Source organism: Latilactobacillus graminis DSM 20719, assembly GCF_001436415.1.
In the GTDB taxonomy this organism is placed as follows: Bacteria; Bacillota; Bacilli; order Lactobacillales; family Lactobacillaceae; genus Latilactobacillus; species Latilactobacillus graminis.
In genome coordinates this window covers 105108-120734 of record NZ_AYZB01000006.1, presented here as the reverse complement: position 1 = coordinate 120734, position 15627 = coordinate 105108, and the positions used below count along the sequence as shown (strand labels likewise).

Below are 15627 nucleotides of genomic sequence, written 5' to 3'. Positions count from 1 at the left end.
GAAATGCTCGGTTGGACCCCTGAATATGACAATATGGAAGCAATTATTGAAACCGCATGGAATTGGCACTTAAACCATCCTAATGGCTATGCAGATCGGTAGAGGAAAGAATATGCAAGCAAGAGAATTAATTCAAAAATTTGTTACAAAAGTTCGTACTTTTTCAGAAAAAACTTATACGTCTGAAGATGAACAATATTTATTTAACGTTGTTTTAGATTTAGTTGGTGAAGATGATGAGACACCAGTTGTTGCACAACAGACAACCACTTTGATTGACTTGAAAGAGGCGTTGGTGCAATTGGCAATTGATCATCAAAAAATTCAAGATTTAACAGCTGAACGCGATATTTTGGGTGCTAAGTTGATGGATTTAATAACGCCGCTCCCAAGTGCTGTTAACAAGCGTTTTTGGGCGTTATACGATAAGGATCCAGAAAGAGCGTTAACTTATTTCTATGAATTGAGTCAAGCTAACGATTATATTAAGGTAGCCGCAATTGCGAAGAATATCGCTTATGATGTCGCTACTAAATATGGGAATTTAGAAATTACGATTAATTTATCAAAGCCAGAAAAAGATCCCAAACAAATTGCCTTAGCTAAAACAATGAAGCAAACGGGTTATCCTAAATGTCAATTATGTATCGAAAACGAAGGTTATACCGGGCGTTTAGATTTTCCAGCGCGGCGTAATCATCGGATTATACGTTTTGAATTAGCGGGTCAAACCTGGGGGTTCCAATATTCACCCTATGCCTATTTCAATGAACATTCAATTTTTCTAGATGGTAAACATGAACCAATGGTAATTAATGCGGTAACCTTCAAGAACTTACTTCAAATTGTTAAACAATTTCCTGGCTATTTTGCTGGAAGTAACGCTGATTTACCAATCGTTGGTGGCTCAATACTGACTCATGAACACTATCAGGGAGGACGACATGATTTTCCAATGGCTAAAGCACGCATCGAGACACCATTACATTTCGCGGGGTACGATGACATTCAAGCTGGAATTGTTAAATGGCCAATGTCTGTGATTCGGTTAACCAGTTCTAATGCACAACAATTGGAAACATTAGCGGCACATATTTTAACCCAATGGCAAAACTATAGTGATCCAAGTGTACAAATTTTGGCTCATTCAGCGGATGGGACACCACATCATACGATTACCCCAATTGCACGGATGCGGGATGGCCAATTTGAACTTGACTTAGTGTTGCGTGATAATCAGACATCGACTGAATATCCAGACGGTATCTATCATCCACATGCTGATGTACAACATATTAAAAAAGAAAATATTGGGTTGATTGAAGTGATGGGCTTGGCGATTTTACCGCCACGTCTGAAAGATGAAATGGCAGAGGTTGAAAAATATCTTTGTGATCAACCAAATAAAATGGCAGCTTATCACCAAACATGGGCTGATCAAATTAAGGCTGACAATTCAGAAATAACAATGGCCAACGTCACACAGTTAGTTCAAAACGAAGTCGGTAAAGTTTTCATGCGCGTATTAGAAGATGCTGGGGTCTTTAAGCGTGATCCACAAGGTAAAGCAGCATTTATCAAATTTACGCAAGATCTTTAACTCATAAGGAGGAATCTGCATGAAGTATAGGCGAGAATCATTTGGAACAATTGACGGTCAAACTATTTGGCAATATTGGCTTGAAAATAGTCAGGGATATCAACTGGCGGTGACTGAATATGGAGCAACCATTACGCATTTGATAATGCCAGACAAAGCTGGAAAGATGGCCAACGTTGTAATTGGCTATGATCATTTAGGAGATTTTGTGAAGCAGCAAGCTTATTTTGGAGCAACGGTTGGCCGGGTGGCGGGTCGGATTGCGCATGGAACTTTTGAGTTGAATGGGCATAAATACCAGGCGCCAATCAATAACGGATTGAACACGAATCATGGTGGACCGCACAGTTTCGAATCGCAAATTTGGCATTCAGCAGTGGTCGAAAAAAACGATGCTATCAGTATTGTGTTCACATTAACGAGTCCAGATGGTGAAAATGGCTTTCCAGGTAACTTAGCAGTGACAACCACGTATACCTTAAACGAAGCCAACGAATGGTTAGTCGACTATCAAGCAATAACTGACAAAACAACGCTCTTCAATCCAACTTGTCATGTTTATCTAAACTTAACGGGTGATTTTGACCAACTGGTTGGTAAACACACTTTACAGATTGATAGTGATCGTTTTGGTGCGATTCAACCGGATGGTCTACCAACAGGTGAATTGGTGCCAGTTACTGGATCAGTTTTTGATTTACGGCAACCACAGCCATTGCAGGCGGCGTTTGATAGTTCTGCTGAACAAAATACACTGGTGAACGGGTTTGATCATCCCTTCTTGTTGAATCAAACGCAAAACACTGCTGACGCAATTTTACGTGATCCTGAAAGCGGCCGTTCAATCACAATTAACACGCAAGGAAATGCGATTGTGGTTTATACGGCGAATGGCTTCGGTGACGAACCAAACTTGACAGATAAAGCAATTCAACCGCACCAAGCCGTCGCAATTGAAGCCCAAATGATGCCGGATGCAATTCATCATGCTGGTTTTGGCAATATTGTTTTGCAACCAGGTGAACAGTATCATCGACAAACGCGTTATCAACTCAATTAATGTATTTTGAGCTTGCATGCGGTTACAAAATCACGTACAATTAGTTTGTTTAGATAACCAATTTTGGTAGCTAGATAATAATTGTGTATTTTAAAAGGAGAAACAGTATGGAAAAAGGAACAGTCAAATGGTTTAACAATGAAAAAGGTTTCGGCTTTATCTCAGTAGAAGGTCAAGATGATATTTTTGTTCATTTTAGTGCAATCCAAGACGAAGGCTTCAAGTCATTAGAAGAAGGCCAAGCTGTTGAATTCGACATCGTTGAAGGCACACGTGGACCTCAAGCAGCTAACGTCGTTAAACTTTAATTCAATAAAGCTAAGAGGCCAGACAAAAAATTAATTTTGGCTGAGCCTCTTTTTATTAGTTAATTTTAGGATTTTGATTGACAATCATCATAAAATCGACTAACGTATATGCGTAGATGAATATTATCGATTGCGTAACTACTAGATGACAAGCCGCTATTACTAAGAGAGCCGGGAATGCTGGGAACACCGGTATAAGCTTGAAATTGAATTACACTACGCGTGAAGAATCGAGCGTTTGATTGACGTTCCAATCAATGAGTGATGCCAATATTTTGGCGTAATTCGGGTGGTACCGCGAAATAAAGTAACAATTAATTCGTCCCTATAATTCTCTAACAAGAATTATAGGGCTTTTTTTATTAGGAGGAATTTTACATGCAAACAAATATTATTGATGAACTGACGTGGCGGGATGCGATTAATCAACAAACAGATGCGGATGGGTTACGTGAATTAACAGCACACAAGAGTATTGCACTTTACTGTGGGGTCGATCCAACTGGTGATAGTATGCACATTGGTCATTTAATTCCTTTTATGATGATGAAACGCTTTCAATTGGCAGGTCATCATCCATATATTGTAATTGGCGGTGGGACTGGTTCAATTGGTGATCCAAGTGGACGTAAATCAGAACGACAATTGCAAACAATGGCAACGGTCCAACACAACGTGGCTGCTTTATCAAGTCAGATGAAGCGCTTGTTTGGAGATGACGCTAACGTATCAATGGTCAACAACTATGATTGGTTATCGAAAATTTCATTGTTGGACTTTTTACGTGATTACGGTAAGCTGTTTAATATTAATACGATGTTGGCTAAAGACGTTGTTGCTAGCCGATTAGATGTTGGAATTTCATTCACGGAATTTACATACCAAATTTTACAGTCTGTCGATTTCATGCATCTTTATCGTACCCACGATGTGCAACTCCAAATTGGTGGGGCAGATCAATGGGGGAATATCACTTCCGGGATTGATATGATCCGTAAAATCGAAGGTAGTGAAACAGAAGTTTATGGTTTAACAATTCCCCTAATGCTTAAGGCGGATGGTACCAAGTTTGGTAAGACCGCCGGAGGAGCAATCTGGCTAGATCCAGAAAAGACCACACCTTATGAATTTTACCAATTTTGGTTAAACCAGGATGATCGCGATGTAGTCAAATACTTGAAGTACTTTACGTTTTTGGATGAAGCCGAAATCAATGATCTTGCTGAGACGGTTAGAACAACACCTGAAAAACGAGTTGCCCAGCGCCGTTTAGCTGAAGAAGTGACCCGTTTTGTACATGGCCAAGTGGAGTTGGATGGGGCCCAAAAAATTACTGAAGTACTATTCTCAGGTGATATCAAATCCTTAGATGTGAAAGAAGCAGAGCAAGCCTTTCAAAAAGCACCAACCGTTGACATTACAGCTGAAACCAAGAATATAGTTGATTTCTTAGTAGATGCTGGTATTGAGACTTCAAAACGACAAGCACGTGAAGATGTTCAAAATGGTGCCATCACAATTAATGGCGATCGTCTTCGTGAAACAACTAGTGAAATTAATCCAAGTGAAAGTTTTGAAGGTAAATTTGTTATTGTTCGTCGTGGCAAGAAAAAATATTTCTTAGCACGAGTTAACTAATAAGAAGTATGCAAACTTAGATGGTTACGCCGTTTAGATTAAATTTGAATCACCTTAACCGCTTGGTTAAGGTGATTTTTTAGTGTGTTTACCCTAAAAATAGCGTATACTATCAAAAAAAGATATCGAAAGAAAGTGACTAATAGATGGCATTAAGTTATGCAGATAATCCGCAAGTTCAAAAAAATCGTTGGCGAATATTAATGGCTGTTGGACTATTTACCTTCATGTCGACACTTGATGGCAGTATCGTCAATATTGCGCTGCCAGTCATGAGCCGTGATTTAAAAATTCCAATGAATCAAGCGGAATGGATTGTGTCGATTTATCTGATTATGATTTGTGCCTTGTTGTTACTATTCGGTAAAATTGGCGATGCATTTGGAAAAGTCAAAGTTTTTAAAATCGGAACTTTCTTATTCGTGATTGGTTCATGGCTATGCGGTTTCAACGGTGGCTTACCGTTACTACTAGGAGCTCGAGTTATTCAAGCCCTTGGCGCTTCGATGACCATGAGTAATAACAATGGCATCATTACTGAAGTCTTCCCAGTAAAAGAACGGGGTCGCGCATTAGGGTTAACGGGGTCGTTCGTTGCATTAGGGAGTATTGCCGGGCCTGGGATTGGCGGATTGATCTTAGCACATCTTAGTTGGGGCTACATCTTCTGGATTAACGTGCCAATTGGGATTTTAACCATTATTTTTGGTCATTTTATTTTACCGCAGGATATTGTTAAAACACATGAAAAAATTGACTATGCTGGGTTTGCTAGTTTCGCAGTTTTAATTGTTAGTTTATTCCTCGGCATTTTCATCGGCCAACAAATTGGATTCACCGTACCAATTATTTTAGCGGCCTTTATCATTGCCTTAATTAGTACTGGTATCTTCGTTTGGATTGAACAACATGTAGCACAGCCATTATTATCGTTTAGATTGTTTAAAAATATCGATTTTAGTTTAAGTTTACTTTGTGCGTTCTTAATTTTTATCGTTAACTTCTTCTTCAATGTCATTTCACCATTTTATTTGGAAAATGCGCTAGGCTTAGCGCCTAATCTTGCCGGTTACAGCTTAATGATTTTCCCAATTGTCCAAGTCGTGGTCGCCCCGATTGCTGGAGGCCTCTCAGATCGAGTTGGGCCGGAAAGGTTAACGTTTATCGGGTTAGTGTTGATTTCCATCAGTCAGATTGGTTATATGTTGATGAATCTGCACACTCCCATCTGGTTATTCATGTTCTTCGTTGGGTTAGTTGGACTTGGTAATGGGATTTTCCAAGCACCGAATAACACGATTGTGATGAGTTCAGTTGGTGTTGAAGACTTAGGCATCGCGGGTGGGATTAACGCCCTCGCGCGCAACCTCGGGATGGTCTTTGGGATTTCATTATCAACGACGGTTTTATACGCCGCAATGAGTCGCAATTATGGGCAAAAAGTGACGGGCTATCTTCCAGGTCACGCGAATGTTTTCATTGCTGGGATGCATGTAGCCTTCATGGTGGCCTTAGTGATTTGTTTAATCGCAACGGCTTTAACCGGTTGGCGGATGTTGAAACATCGCAAAACAGCTTAACTGGCCAAAAATAGCGCCGCTCATCAAACGAGATGGCGGTTAAAAGTAAAATAATTTAATATGATATTGTGCGGGCTTGATTCCTAATATTGATCGGAACCAGGTCCTTTTTTGCTTAGAATAAAATTATTTAGTTTATGGTATAAACTTTTGGTGCGATAAAATAGATAATATACATTTTATGGTTAAGGGATACGTATATAAAGACGGTTTATAAAAAAGAATCGAGTCAGTTGAAGAAGCTTTGATTGCGAATATGTATGTAAACTAAAACTGCTAAATCATCTTAATAGGACGAATTGTCAATCGAAGTGCAATATTTTGTCAAAAAAGACCTCTTCTGGGGTTTGATAATCTAAAACTTTACGAGGACGTTGATTTAACTGCCGTCGACAGACTTCAATGTCCTTGTTTGTATATAGTTTGAGATTACGATTCCACTGATAGTAAGTGTTCCTTCTTTAGTCGATTGTCAATTTGTTTAGGTGACCGATGTTTATTCTGGGATTAAAGCAATAATTTTTTCGCATAAACTTGTATTCTGGGCAACAGTCTTGGTTTATGGCAATTACGGTGGCTTTTAAGATACTTTCACGTTACAATTATTGTAAGATGATAAAGCTCATAACGGGTACAATGTTTTTATTGGTCGTTAACCATTGTACCCGTTATGGACCTTTTTTATTCAGTTAGTGTTTGCTTAAATTGTAAATTCGCCGGATGAAATTTGGCGGCTTTTGATTAGATACTTTGCTATCGTTATGATAATTAAAACGTTACTAAACTGAAAGTGATAGCGCTGAAGTGGCAATCCGAGAATCAGAACTAATAAGAGGACTAAGTAACCTTTTTGTTGTGCAGATTGAGTAGGTTTAAGATTGATGAATGTCGCAATAATAAGTGTGAATCTAAACATGATTGTGATGAAGAAAAATAGATTAGAGTAAAATCTTGATGGAATAGCGTGGAGTAAGTAGTTGCTTAAGATTACGCCCCATAAATTGATAATCAAGTAAAGATGACGTTTAGAAAAGGGGGATTGGTTGACGGTCATTTCTGTGAAAAAGAACCGTCTAAAAAGCCAAATACCCCCAATACCGATTAAGATTTGGCTGAGATAAACAATCATTAATATAAAAGAAATTTGAGGATTGAATAATGTCGCTACTGATATTACTCCGGTACTTGAGTTGGTGAAAAAAGCAATTATAGTAAGTGTGATATCAAATAAGCCAAGGATCAACAGACTGATTAAACTGAGTGATGCGTTAATATGGCATCTTATCTGATAGATTAAAATAGCTAACAATAAACATAGTAGGATGGCTGTTATGTTTGCTACTAATATACCTTTTGTTCCCATAATGATGACGATTGAATAAGACCATTCAAAGAAAGGAATCCCCCAGAATAGATTTTCGTTCCCAGTTAGATTAATAAGACCGGTGTACAGCATACTGGTTAGCTGAATAATGCTCGTACTAATCTGACCTAGAAGAATAATAAATACAAACCAATAACTAACTCGCGGATAATTGATCATTGACTGTTTATTCTTTTTAAGCATCTATAAGGACCTACTTTCCTATATGAAAATTGAGTATAACATAAAAAAGCACTCATATGGGTGCTTTTAATTGACATCTTTAGGACTAGCATTGGTTGTTGTTTGGTCCTGGGTATAAGCCAATAAGTGTTCGCGTAGCTCGTTTTCCATGTGATTGAGTTCTTTTTCAGCGACTTGGCGTTTTTCGTGACCTTCTTGTTGAATCTTCAGCGTTTCTTGGAGGGTTTCAACAAGGTCGTTTTGTGTCTTTTGTAAGGTTTCGACATCAACGACACCGCGCTCGTTTTCTTTGGCGGTTTCAATTGAAGACATCTTCAACATCGCGCTGTTTTTCTTCAAGAGATCATTAGTAGTTTCAGACACCTGTCGTTGGGCAGTGACCGCGTCTTTTTGACGAAGAAGGGTGAGGGCGATCGCGACTTGGTTTTTCCAGAGTGGAATGGCGGTATTAATTGAAGCCTGAATCTTTTCAGCTAGTGCCTGGTTAGTGTTTTGAATCAGGCGAATCTGAGGGGCTTGTTGTAGCGTGATTTGCCGGGCTAATTCCAGATCATAGGTCCGCTTTTCCAAGCGATTCTTGAACTGATTGAGATCGTTGACTTCTTGCACGACCATCTGGTTATCGTCATTTTTAGCGCGTTTCATGGCTTCTGGAATGGTCGTTGTCTCTAATTCTTGAATCTTCAACTGACCAGCAGCGATGTAAATGTTGAGCGCATCAAAGTAGGCCTTGTTCTTCGCATACAATGTTTCGAGGGTCTCATTATCGCGCATTAATGCCTTTTTTTCTTTATCTAATTTAACGGCAATCCCGTCGATTTGAGCGCCGATTTTCTGATATTTGGCGGTAATTTCGTAGACTGATTTCTTAATCTTGCCAAACATCCGCTTGAAAACGTTGCTGTCTTCAGCACGTAATTCGTCAGGATTGGCTTCGTTTAAACGATACATCAATGAAGTCAGGGCGTCACCAATTTCGCCTGTTTCTTGGCTTTGGACTTGATTGAGCATTGTTTGCGAAAAAGCACCGAGTTTTTTTTGCGCTTGAGCGCCATAATTCAAGACGGCTTGTTGGTCACTGACGTCCAGTTGTTGTGCCAATTGTTCGGCCTGGGCTTGTTGTTCAGGAGAGAGCTTATTGATAATTGAGGTCTCTGCCTGGGGGGTTGTTTCCTCAGTAACAACTGGTGTACTTTGGTCGAAAGGATCTTTTAATAAATCGTTCATTAAATCGTTCGTTGGATTGGGCGTTTCAGACATTAGTCTTCCTCCTTAGAATCTGGGGTAATTTGGTGTCGGGCGACGGCGATTTCTGTGTCTAAGTCAGCGACGTCTTCGGCCACGAAGTCGGCATAGTCTTGTTGAATCTGTTGACTAAGGGCATCGATTGCCGCAGCCGATTTATCTAAAACGAGGTAGGTATCAGCTGTCTTGACTTCATGATGATTAATTTCGATGTATTTGCTAGTCAGTTCGTTGATTGAAGGTAAGTGTCGATATAAAAAGTCGCCAGCATTATGAAGCCGCTTTGGTTCTTTCACAATTGCGCGGAAAAGCAATTGGCTGACCTTGGTTGTGTCGTGATTCAGGTCGATTGCCCGTAATTTAGGGAGCGCCTGCATATTGTTTGCGAGTATCTTAATTTGTGTTTCAGCTTGTTGCATCGTTTGTCTAAAAAAGTCAATTTCATCATCACTCATGTTAGCATCTTGGTAATGTTTGAGCATTTGTGGTGAAATATGCGGATCTTTTTGGTAGTGTGGTTGTCGTTTAAGCCGTTTGAACCTGATCGTGACGTAGATGAGCCCCAATAATAAACTAAGAACAAACCAGAAGAAACTATCCCAATCACCTTGAATATCAAAGCATAATGCAAGGATAGGCATTGAGACAACTGTAATAAGCATACCGGTGCACCAAATTATTATTTTTTTGAACATAATTGTCAGCTCCTGATTTAATTGATACCTTCATTTTAACAGGAATGAAGGTAAAAGAGTATCCGCCTCAGGATGGATATTTAAGTCAGTCGTACACCTGAATTTAGCATTGACGATGGCAGACGATTTTAAATGCGCGTATAATAGCGATTAAACGGTAAAGGTGGCATTAGCAGATGGATTATACAGAGAAGGTTCTCGCGGAAGAAACACTATTCAAAGGACAAATCATTGATCTAGCCGTTCAACAAGTCGCGCTGCCAAATGGGCAAACTGCTAGTCGTGAGATTGTCTATCATCATGGTGCAGTTGGCATTATCCCGATTACGGCGGATAATCGCCTGATTTTAGTACGGCAATGGCGGGCACCCATGCAACGTGAAACGTTAGAGATTCCGGCCGGTAAAATTGATCCGGGTGAAAAGAACTTAGAACAGGTCGCATTACGTGAATTAAATGAAGAAACTGGTTTAACAACGAACCAGTTAGTCCATGTGACGAATTTTTTTTCATCACCGGGTTTTTCAAATGAATTAATGAATTTATATTACAGTGATGCTTTAACACCAGTCATGCATAAACGTTCATTAGACGCCGACGAATTTTTGAATGTTGAAAAGTTAACGCTAGAAGAGGCACAAGCAGCGGTCGCAGCTGGTTTAATCTGTGACGCAAAAACGATCATGGCGTTGTATTACTGGCAATTACAAGCAAAATAGGAGCGGGATAGATGACGAACGAACCCAAGACGCGCGAAACATATCGACAACAAAAAGTGGCTGAAGAAGCTGCTTTTAAACGGCGCGATCAAGAGCGCCTCAGGGCCGAGCGCGAATATGCGCGTGAACAGCAAAAAGAAGCCCTTAAAGCGGTGACCGAAGACGAACCAGAAATGGTAACGCGTCGGACTAAGAAAAGTGATCCACCAGCCGTTAAACGAATGAAGAAACGATTGAATTGGGCGATTGGGATTACCTTTGGCTTAATTATTATCGTTTACTTGATCCTTTTTTTCCTATAGAATGATAAAGTTAATGTTTTTTTAGAATGGAGAGAATTAGTATGAAAATTAGTGTCATTTGCGCCATGGAAGAAGAAATACGGACGCTTTTAACAAAATTAGAAGATGTGCAACAACATACGGTGGCCGGGAATACTTTCTATAAAGGACAATTGTATGGGCATGAAGTGACGTTGGTTGAATCCGGAATTGGTAAAGTCCAAGCTGGAATGACAACGGCGATTTTACTGGCTGAAGAAAAACCGGATGTTGTGATTAATACCGGTTCAGCTGGTGGAATTGGTGAAGGCCTCCACATCGGCGACGTAGTGATTTCAAGCGAAGTCGCTTATCATGATGCTGAAGCAACGGCCTTTGGTTACTTACCAGGTCAATTACCCCAACAACCCCAGCGGTTTGAAAGTGACGCGGCGGTTGTTCGACAAATCGAAGCAGCTGCCAAAGCGGTTGACTTACAACCACGTGTTGGGTTAATTGTGACCGGCGATCAATTCGTTGCTAGCCAAGATAAAATCAAGGCAATCAAAGCAATCTATCCAGAAGCCCTTTCTTGTGAAATGGAAGGTGCTGCAATTGGGCAAGTTGCAACTCAATTCAAGATTCCATTCGTCGTTATTCGCGCCATGAGCGACGTCGGCGATGAAGAAGCCGGCGTTACGTTTGACGAATTCATCGTAGAAGCCGGTCAAAAATCAGCAGCAATGTTGCTTAACTTTTTGAAGAATATTAAATAAAATGAGTGCATTCAAAATTAAAAGCTATCCCATGATGCTCAAAAAGATGTGTCGGTGGGCATAAAATTAAAAAAGAAACTTTTCCTGATGGGGAAGTTTCTTTTTTTGGTTAAATGGCTAAAATTCTACTAAACTAACAACGGGGGAATGGCAATGACGCCAAAAGTGCAGTGGCATTGGTAACAATTTATGGAACAGTAACAGTTGCCACCTAACTCGCAACCAGCGGAGATCTATTTATTGGGGAATACAGAACAAATGGCCAATGAATTAGCACGATTGGAGATAATCGGTCAAAAAAGGCCACTACCTCGGCAATTGAGTTGTATGAACCCGATGAGCATGTCCCACAAGTTGGAGACTATAATGTTATTTTGGATGGACGAGACCGCCCGGTTGCGATTACGAAAACGACGATTATGTGTACGATTGTTAAAAGTATGATCAAGTTGACGTTGAACATGCCTTTTTAGAGGGGGACAATCGAACACTTAATTATTGGTGTTTGGTTTACGAGCCTTTTTTTAAAGCTCAGTATGCAGATGGAGGACGGGATTTACGCCGACAATTGCTTGTTTATGTAAGTGCTACGAAGTAGTGATGGGAAGAGTTGAGATGATTCCCAAACGATTGTTAGAAAGTGATGAAATTCGCTTTATCGCGCCCAGTGATAGCTTACAAAGTGTCGGGGCGTACGTTCACGCCAACTATAATACCATGTTTATGTGAATGACTTGTGATTGTGAAAGATTAAATGGATGCTCAAAATTGTTTTAATAGATTGATTGTTTCTTTAAAATTAATGGATATCAAAATACGATTGTCTTTTAAAAGACAGCCGTATTTTTTTAGAGTTTAAAAGTTGACAGAAATAAAATGCGTGATAACATGTAACTATTCAACGACTTCGTTGAATTGATTTTGACTTCAAAATGATATGGAGGAATACTAATGGAAAAATTATCAGTTATGAGTAAAATAGCGCTAGATACAAAATTAAAACAGGGTAAATATGTATTAGTTTTTATGGCGGATTGGTGTCCCGACTGCCATTTTATTAAGCCACACTTACCAGAAATTGAGGCTGATTTCTCAGATTATCACTTTATTCAGGTTGATCGTGATGAAAATATTGATTTGGCGCAGGACTTAAATGTCTTCGGTATTCCCAGTTTCATCGCTTATCAAGATGGTCAAGAAATCGGCCGACTAGTTAATAAAGAACGTAAAACAAAATCAGAAGTCGAACTATTTTTAAATAACGCTACTACTAAGGGAGGTACAGACAAATGATGGACTATGACGTTATTGTAATCGGTGCTGGACCTGGGGGTATGACTGCGGCGATGTATGCTGCACGGGCTAATTTGAAAGTAGCAATGCTGGATCGCGGTGTTTATGGTGGTCAAATGAATAATACAGATGATATTGAAAACTATCCGGGTTATCAGTCGATTAAAGGTCCCGAATTGGGAGAAAGAATGTATGAAACTGCTACTAATGCGGGGGTCGAATTTGTTTATGGCGATGTTCAAGAGGTGACAATCGATGCGCAACAGACCAAGCATATTCGTACTGATAGTGATGAAATCACAACCAAAGTAGTGATTATTGCGACAGGATCAACGAACCGTAAGTTGGGGGTCTTAGGGGAAGAAAAGTATTCTGGTAAAGGGATCTCGTATTGTGCAGTTTGTGATGGCGCCTTCTTTAAAAATAAAGAAGTGACAGTCATTGGTGGTGGTGATTCCGCTATTTCGGAAGGCTTATATTTAGCCAATATCACCAACAACGTTAATATTATTCATCGCCGGGATCAGTTACGCGCACAAAAGGTGCTTCAAAACCGTGCCTTTGCAAATGATAAGATGGCTTTTACATGGCATGCGAGCGTCACTGAGATTATAGGGGATGATCAACATGTGACGGGGATTAAGATGTTAGACAATCAAACTGGGGAAGAAAAAGTAGTCAATACTTCTGGTGTTTTCATTTATGTTGGGAATGTTCCTAACAGTCAAATGTTTAAAAATCTTGATATTACAGATGAAGCTGGTTGGATTGTGACAGATACCGAAATGGCAACGTCAGTTCCTGGAATTTACGCCGTTGGAGATGTTCGCCAGAAAAAATTACGCCAAATCACAACAGCAGTTGGGGACGGCGGAATCGCTGGTCAAAATGCTTTCGAATATATCGAACGGTTAAATTATGAGGTAATAATTAAACAATAGAGGATGGTTATTGAAATGGAAATTAAGTACTGGTCTGATATCGCGTGTCCCTTTTGTTATATCGGTTCAAACCGGATGAAGCGCGCAATGAAAGAAATTGGAATTTACGATGACACACAATTAGAATTTAAATCTTTTGAGTTAGACCCAACGGCTCCTAAAGAGACAACTGAAGGCTATATTAATCACTTTACGCAAGGCAATCAGGCGCTGGAAGCACAAGCAAAAGATCAAATGGCTTATATCGAACAAATGGCTAAGGATGATGGCTTACCAATGGCAATCAATCGCGTGGTCCCAACGAATACCGTTGATGCACACCGATTGATTAAGTTAGCGGAAAGTAAGGGGAATTCAACGTTGACGGAGAATGTCATCAAACGTTTCTATCAAGTCTACTTTAATGATGGGCAATCGATTGCGAATTATACCGTTTTATTAGCTGCCTCGATTGAAGTTGGACTGGATAAAAACGAAGTCGTACAGGTTTTAAATTCGGATGACTATCACCAAGCGGTACTGGATGATGAAAATGAAGCACAGCGGTTAGGCATTAATGCCGCCCCTTATTTTGTGATTAATAATAAATATGCGATTAGTGGCGCACAACCCTATGACGCTTTTGTAAAAGCACTTAAACAAATTCAATTAGAGGAGTAATATTAATGATTGATAATCAGTTTGAAACAATTGAAATTATCGGTAATAATTCTGAAGCGGGTATCTGTGGTCCGGATGGCTGCCTAATTGCCGATCACCAGGATAATGATAATCAAGAAAATGATAATAACCAAAAGGATTAGCTAAAATGGAGACCCTTGCTATTGAAAAATTGAATAGTAAGGGTCTTTATTTTGGCAAAATATAGGGTCTTATAGTAGTTTAAATTAGTATACTCAGGTAAACTAATTAAAATTGTTTGTTGAGAGTGGGGGAATTCAGATGATACCGAGTCGTTTAACAACCGGTGATGAAATTCGCGTTATCGCGCCAAGTAATAGTTTGCAAAGTGTTGGGGGATATGTTGCAAACCAACCGGCGAATGATCGGTTAAGTGCGCTTGGCTATCAGGTGACGTTTGGGCAGCATGTCTTGGCAATGGACCGATTCAACTCTAGTCCAATTGAAGCACGGATTGCCGATTTGCACGCTGCTTTCATCGATGACAATGTCAAAGCGATTTTAGCGGTGACTGGTGGCTATAACAGTAATGAGCTACTTCCCTATATCGATTTTGATTTGATTGCGAGCCATCCTAAAATAATCTGCGGTTATTCTGATTTTAGTGCTTTGGCGAATGCGATGACAGCTAAGACCGGTTTAGTGACATATTATGGACCGTCCTATATTTCGTTTAAATTAGCAGATCAATTGGGTGATTATCAGGAGCGTAATTGGCAAAAAGTCATGACGCAAGAGGCTGGACCAATTCGATTGACGGCTTCCAAAGAGTGGTCGAGTGATGCGTGGTACTTACCGAATGCAAAGCGGGATTATCGTACTAATCATTGGCAAAGTTATACGTCTGGCTGTGTAACTGGGACATTAGTGGGCGGTAATTTAAATACACTCTATACATTACAAGGGACCCCCTACCAACCAGATTATAATGATCAGATTTTGTTGATTGAGTGCTCAGATGGGTCAGATCGATTTGATTTTTCACGTAATTTAGCAGCGTTATTGCAGAGTATGAAGCAACCAAAGGCCCTGATTATCGGACGTATTCCAACCGATGTCATGCTGAGTGAGGTGGATTTAATCGCTATTTTGAATAAGTTTCCGATTTTGAAGACAATCCCCGTTTTGTACAACGTTAACGTTGGCCATACGCAGCCGACTTTAACATTGCCGATTGGACAGTCAATCACGGTCAATGCTACAGAAGAGTGGTTACAAATTGAAAGCGATTAATATAAAATGTAAAAGAGGCGGATGGCACAAA

At 39.9% G+C, this 15627-nt stretch carries 16 protein-coding genes and 2 pseudogenes; 14 read left to right on the top strand and 4 right to left on the bottom strand.

The window, feature by feature from the left end:
• Positions 1 to 112: 112 nt before the first annotated feature.
• From galT to FC90_RS03570, 5 genes are all read left to right on the top strand, one after another.
• Positions 113 to 1600 (top strand): UDP-glucose--hexose-1-phosphate uridylyltransferase, encoded by a 1488-nt coding sequence (gene galT, locus FC90_RS03590; protein WP_057907944.1) that lies wholly within the window; start codon positions 113 to 115, stop codon positions 1598 to 1600.
• Positions 1601 to 1619: 19 nt separating this feature from the next.
• Positions 1620 to 2660 carry an aldose epimerase family protein gene (locus FC90_RS03585; RefSeq protein ID WP_057907943.1) on the top strand — a complete coding sequence of 347 codons (1041 nt, stop codon included), beginning with the start codon at positions 1620 to 1622 and terminating at the stop codon, positions 2658 to 2660.
• Between the two features lie 107 nt (positions 2661 to 2767).
• A complete protein-coding gene (locus tag FC90_RS03580) occupies positions 2768 to 2968 on the top strand; it encodes a cold-shock protein (protein ID WP_057907942.1) in 201 nt (66 codons plus the stop codon).
• 378 nt (positions 2969 to 3346) lie between these two features.
• Complete coding sequence (gene tyrS / locus FC90_RS03575) at positions 3347 to 4606, top strand: tyrosine--tRNA ligase (protein WP_057907941.1); 1260 nt, start codon at positions 3347 to 3349, stop codon at positions 4604 to 4606.
• A 146-nt stretch (positions 4607 to 4752) separates the two neighbouring features.
• Positions 4753 to 6186, top strand: coding sequence for an MFS transporter (locus tag FC90_RS03570; RefSeq protein ID WP_057907940.1), 1434 nt, complete (start codon positions 4753 to 4755; stop codon positions 6184 to 6186).
• 302 nt (positions 6187 to 6488) lie between these two features.
• Here FC90_RS03570 and FC90_RS09585 read toward each other — a convergent pair.
• From FC90_RS09585 to FC90_RS03555, 4 genes and pseudogenes are all read right to left on the bottom strand, one after another.
• Positions 6489 to 6605: pseudogene (locus tag FC90_RS09585) on the bottom strand (IS30 family transposase); the annotation flags it as partial.
• 281 nt (positions 6606 to 6886) lie between these two features.
• Positions 6887 to 7753: a hypothetical protein gene (locus FC90_RS03565; RefSeq protein WP_057907939.1), complete on the bottom strand. Its 867-nt coding sequence runs from the start codon at positions 7751 to 7753 to the stop codon at positions 6887 to 6889.
• A gap of 66 nt (positions 7754 to 7819) precedes the next feature.
• Positions 7820 to 9013, bottom strand: coding sequence for a toxic anion resistance protein (locus FC90_RS03560; protein WP_057907938.1), 1194 nt, complete (start codon positions 9011 to 9013; stop codon positions 7820 to 7822).
• Complete coding sequence (locus FC90_RS03555) at positions 9013 to 9693, bottom strand: 5-bromo-4-chloroindolyl phosphate hydrolysis family protein (protein WP_057907937.1); 681 nt, start codon at positions 9691 to 9693, stop codon at positions 9013 to 9015. Before FC90_RS03555 ends, FC90_RS03560 begins: the two co-directional genes overlap by 1 nt.
• Positions 9694 to 9869: 176 nt before the next feature.
• On the opposite strand from FC90_RS03555, the gene FC90_RS03550 reads away from it, so the two are divergent.
• The 9 genes and pseudogenes from FC90_RS03550 to FC90_RS03520 all read left to right on the top strand — a co-directional run bounded on the left by FC90_RS03550 (position 9870) and on the right by FC90_RS03520 (position 15596).
• The gene (locus tag FC90_RS03550) at positions 9870 to 10412 is read left to right on the top strand and encodes an NUDIX hydrolase (RefSeq protein WP_057907936.1); all 543 of its coding nucleotides are present in this window, start codon (positions 9870 to 9872) and stop codon (positions 10410 to 10412) included.
• An 11-nt stretch (positions 10413 to 10423) separates the two neighbouring features.
• Positions 10424 to 10714, top strand: coding sequence for a hypothetical protein (locus tag FC90_RS03545; protein ID WP_057907935.1), 291 nt, complete (start codon positions 10424 to 10426; stop codon positions 10712 to 10714).
• Positions 10715 to 10755: 41 nt separating this feature from the next.
• Positions 10756 to 11448: a 5'-methylthioadenosine/adenosylhomocysteine nucleosidase gene (locus FC90_RS03540; protein WP_057907934.1), complete on the top strand. Its 693-nt coding sequence runs from the start codon at positions 10756 to 10758 to the stop codon at positions 11446 to 11448.
• Positions 11449 to 11929: 481 nt separating this feature from the next.
• A pseudogene (locus FC90_RS09630) lies at positions 11930 to 12046 on the top strand (hypothetical protein); the annotation flags it as partial.
• Between the two features lie 353 nt (positions 12047 to 12399).
• A complete protein-coding gene (locus FC90_RS03535) occupies positions 12400 to 12741 on the top strand; it encodes a thioredoxin family protein (RefSeq protein ID WP_057907933.1) in 342 nt (113 codons plus the stop codon).
• Positions 12738 to 13682: a thioredoxin-disulfide reductase gene (gene trxB / locus FC90_RS03530; protein ID WP_057907932.1), complete on the top strand. Its 945-nt coding sequence runs from the start codon at positions 12738 to 12740 to the stop codon at positions 13680 to 13682. Before FC90_RS03535 ends, trxB begins: the two co-directional genes overlap by 4 nt.
• A 15-nt stretch (positions 13683 to 13697) precedes the next feature.
• Positions 13698 to 14342 (top strand): DsbA family oxidoreductase, encoded by a 645-nt coding sequence (locus FC90_RS03525; protein ID WP_057907931.1) that lies wholly within the window; start codon positions 13698 to 13700, stop codon positions 14340 to 14342.
• A 5-nt stretch (positions 14343 to 14347) separates the two neighbouring features.
• Complete coding sequence (locus FC90_RS09415) at positions 14348 to 14485, top strand: hypothetical protein (RefSeq protein WP_164477409.1); 138 nt, start codon at positions 14348 to 14350, stop codon at positions 14483 to 14485.
• Between the two features lie 139 nt (positions 14486 to 14624).
• Positions 14625 to 15596 (top strand): S66 family peptidase, encoded by a 972-nt coding sequence (locus tag FC90_RS03520; protein WP_057907930.1) that lies wholly within the window; start codon positions 14625 to 14627, stop codon positions 15594 to 15596.
• The last annotated feature ends 31 nt before the right edge of the window (positions 15597 to 15627 follow it).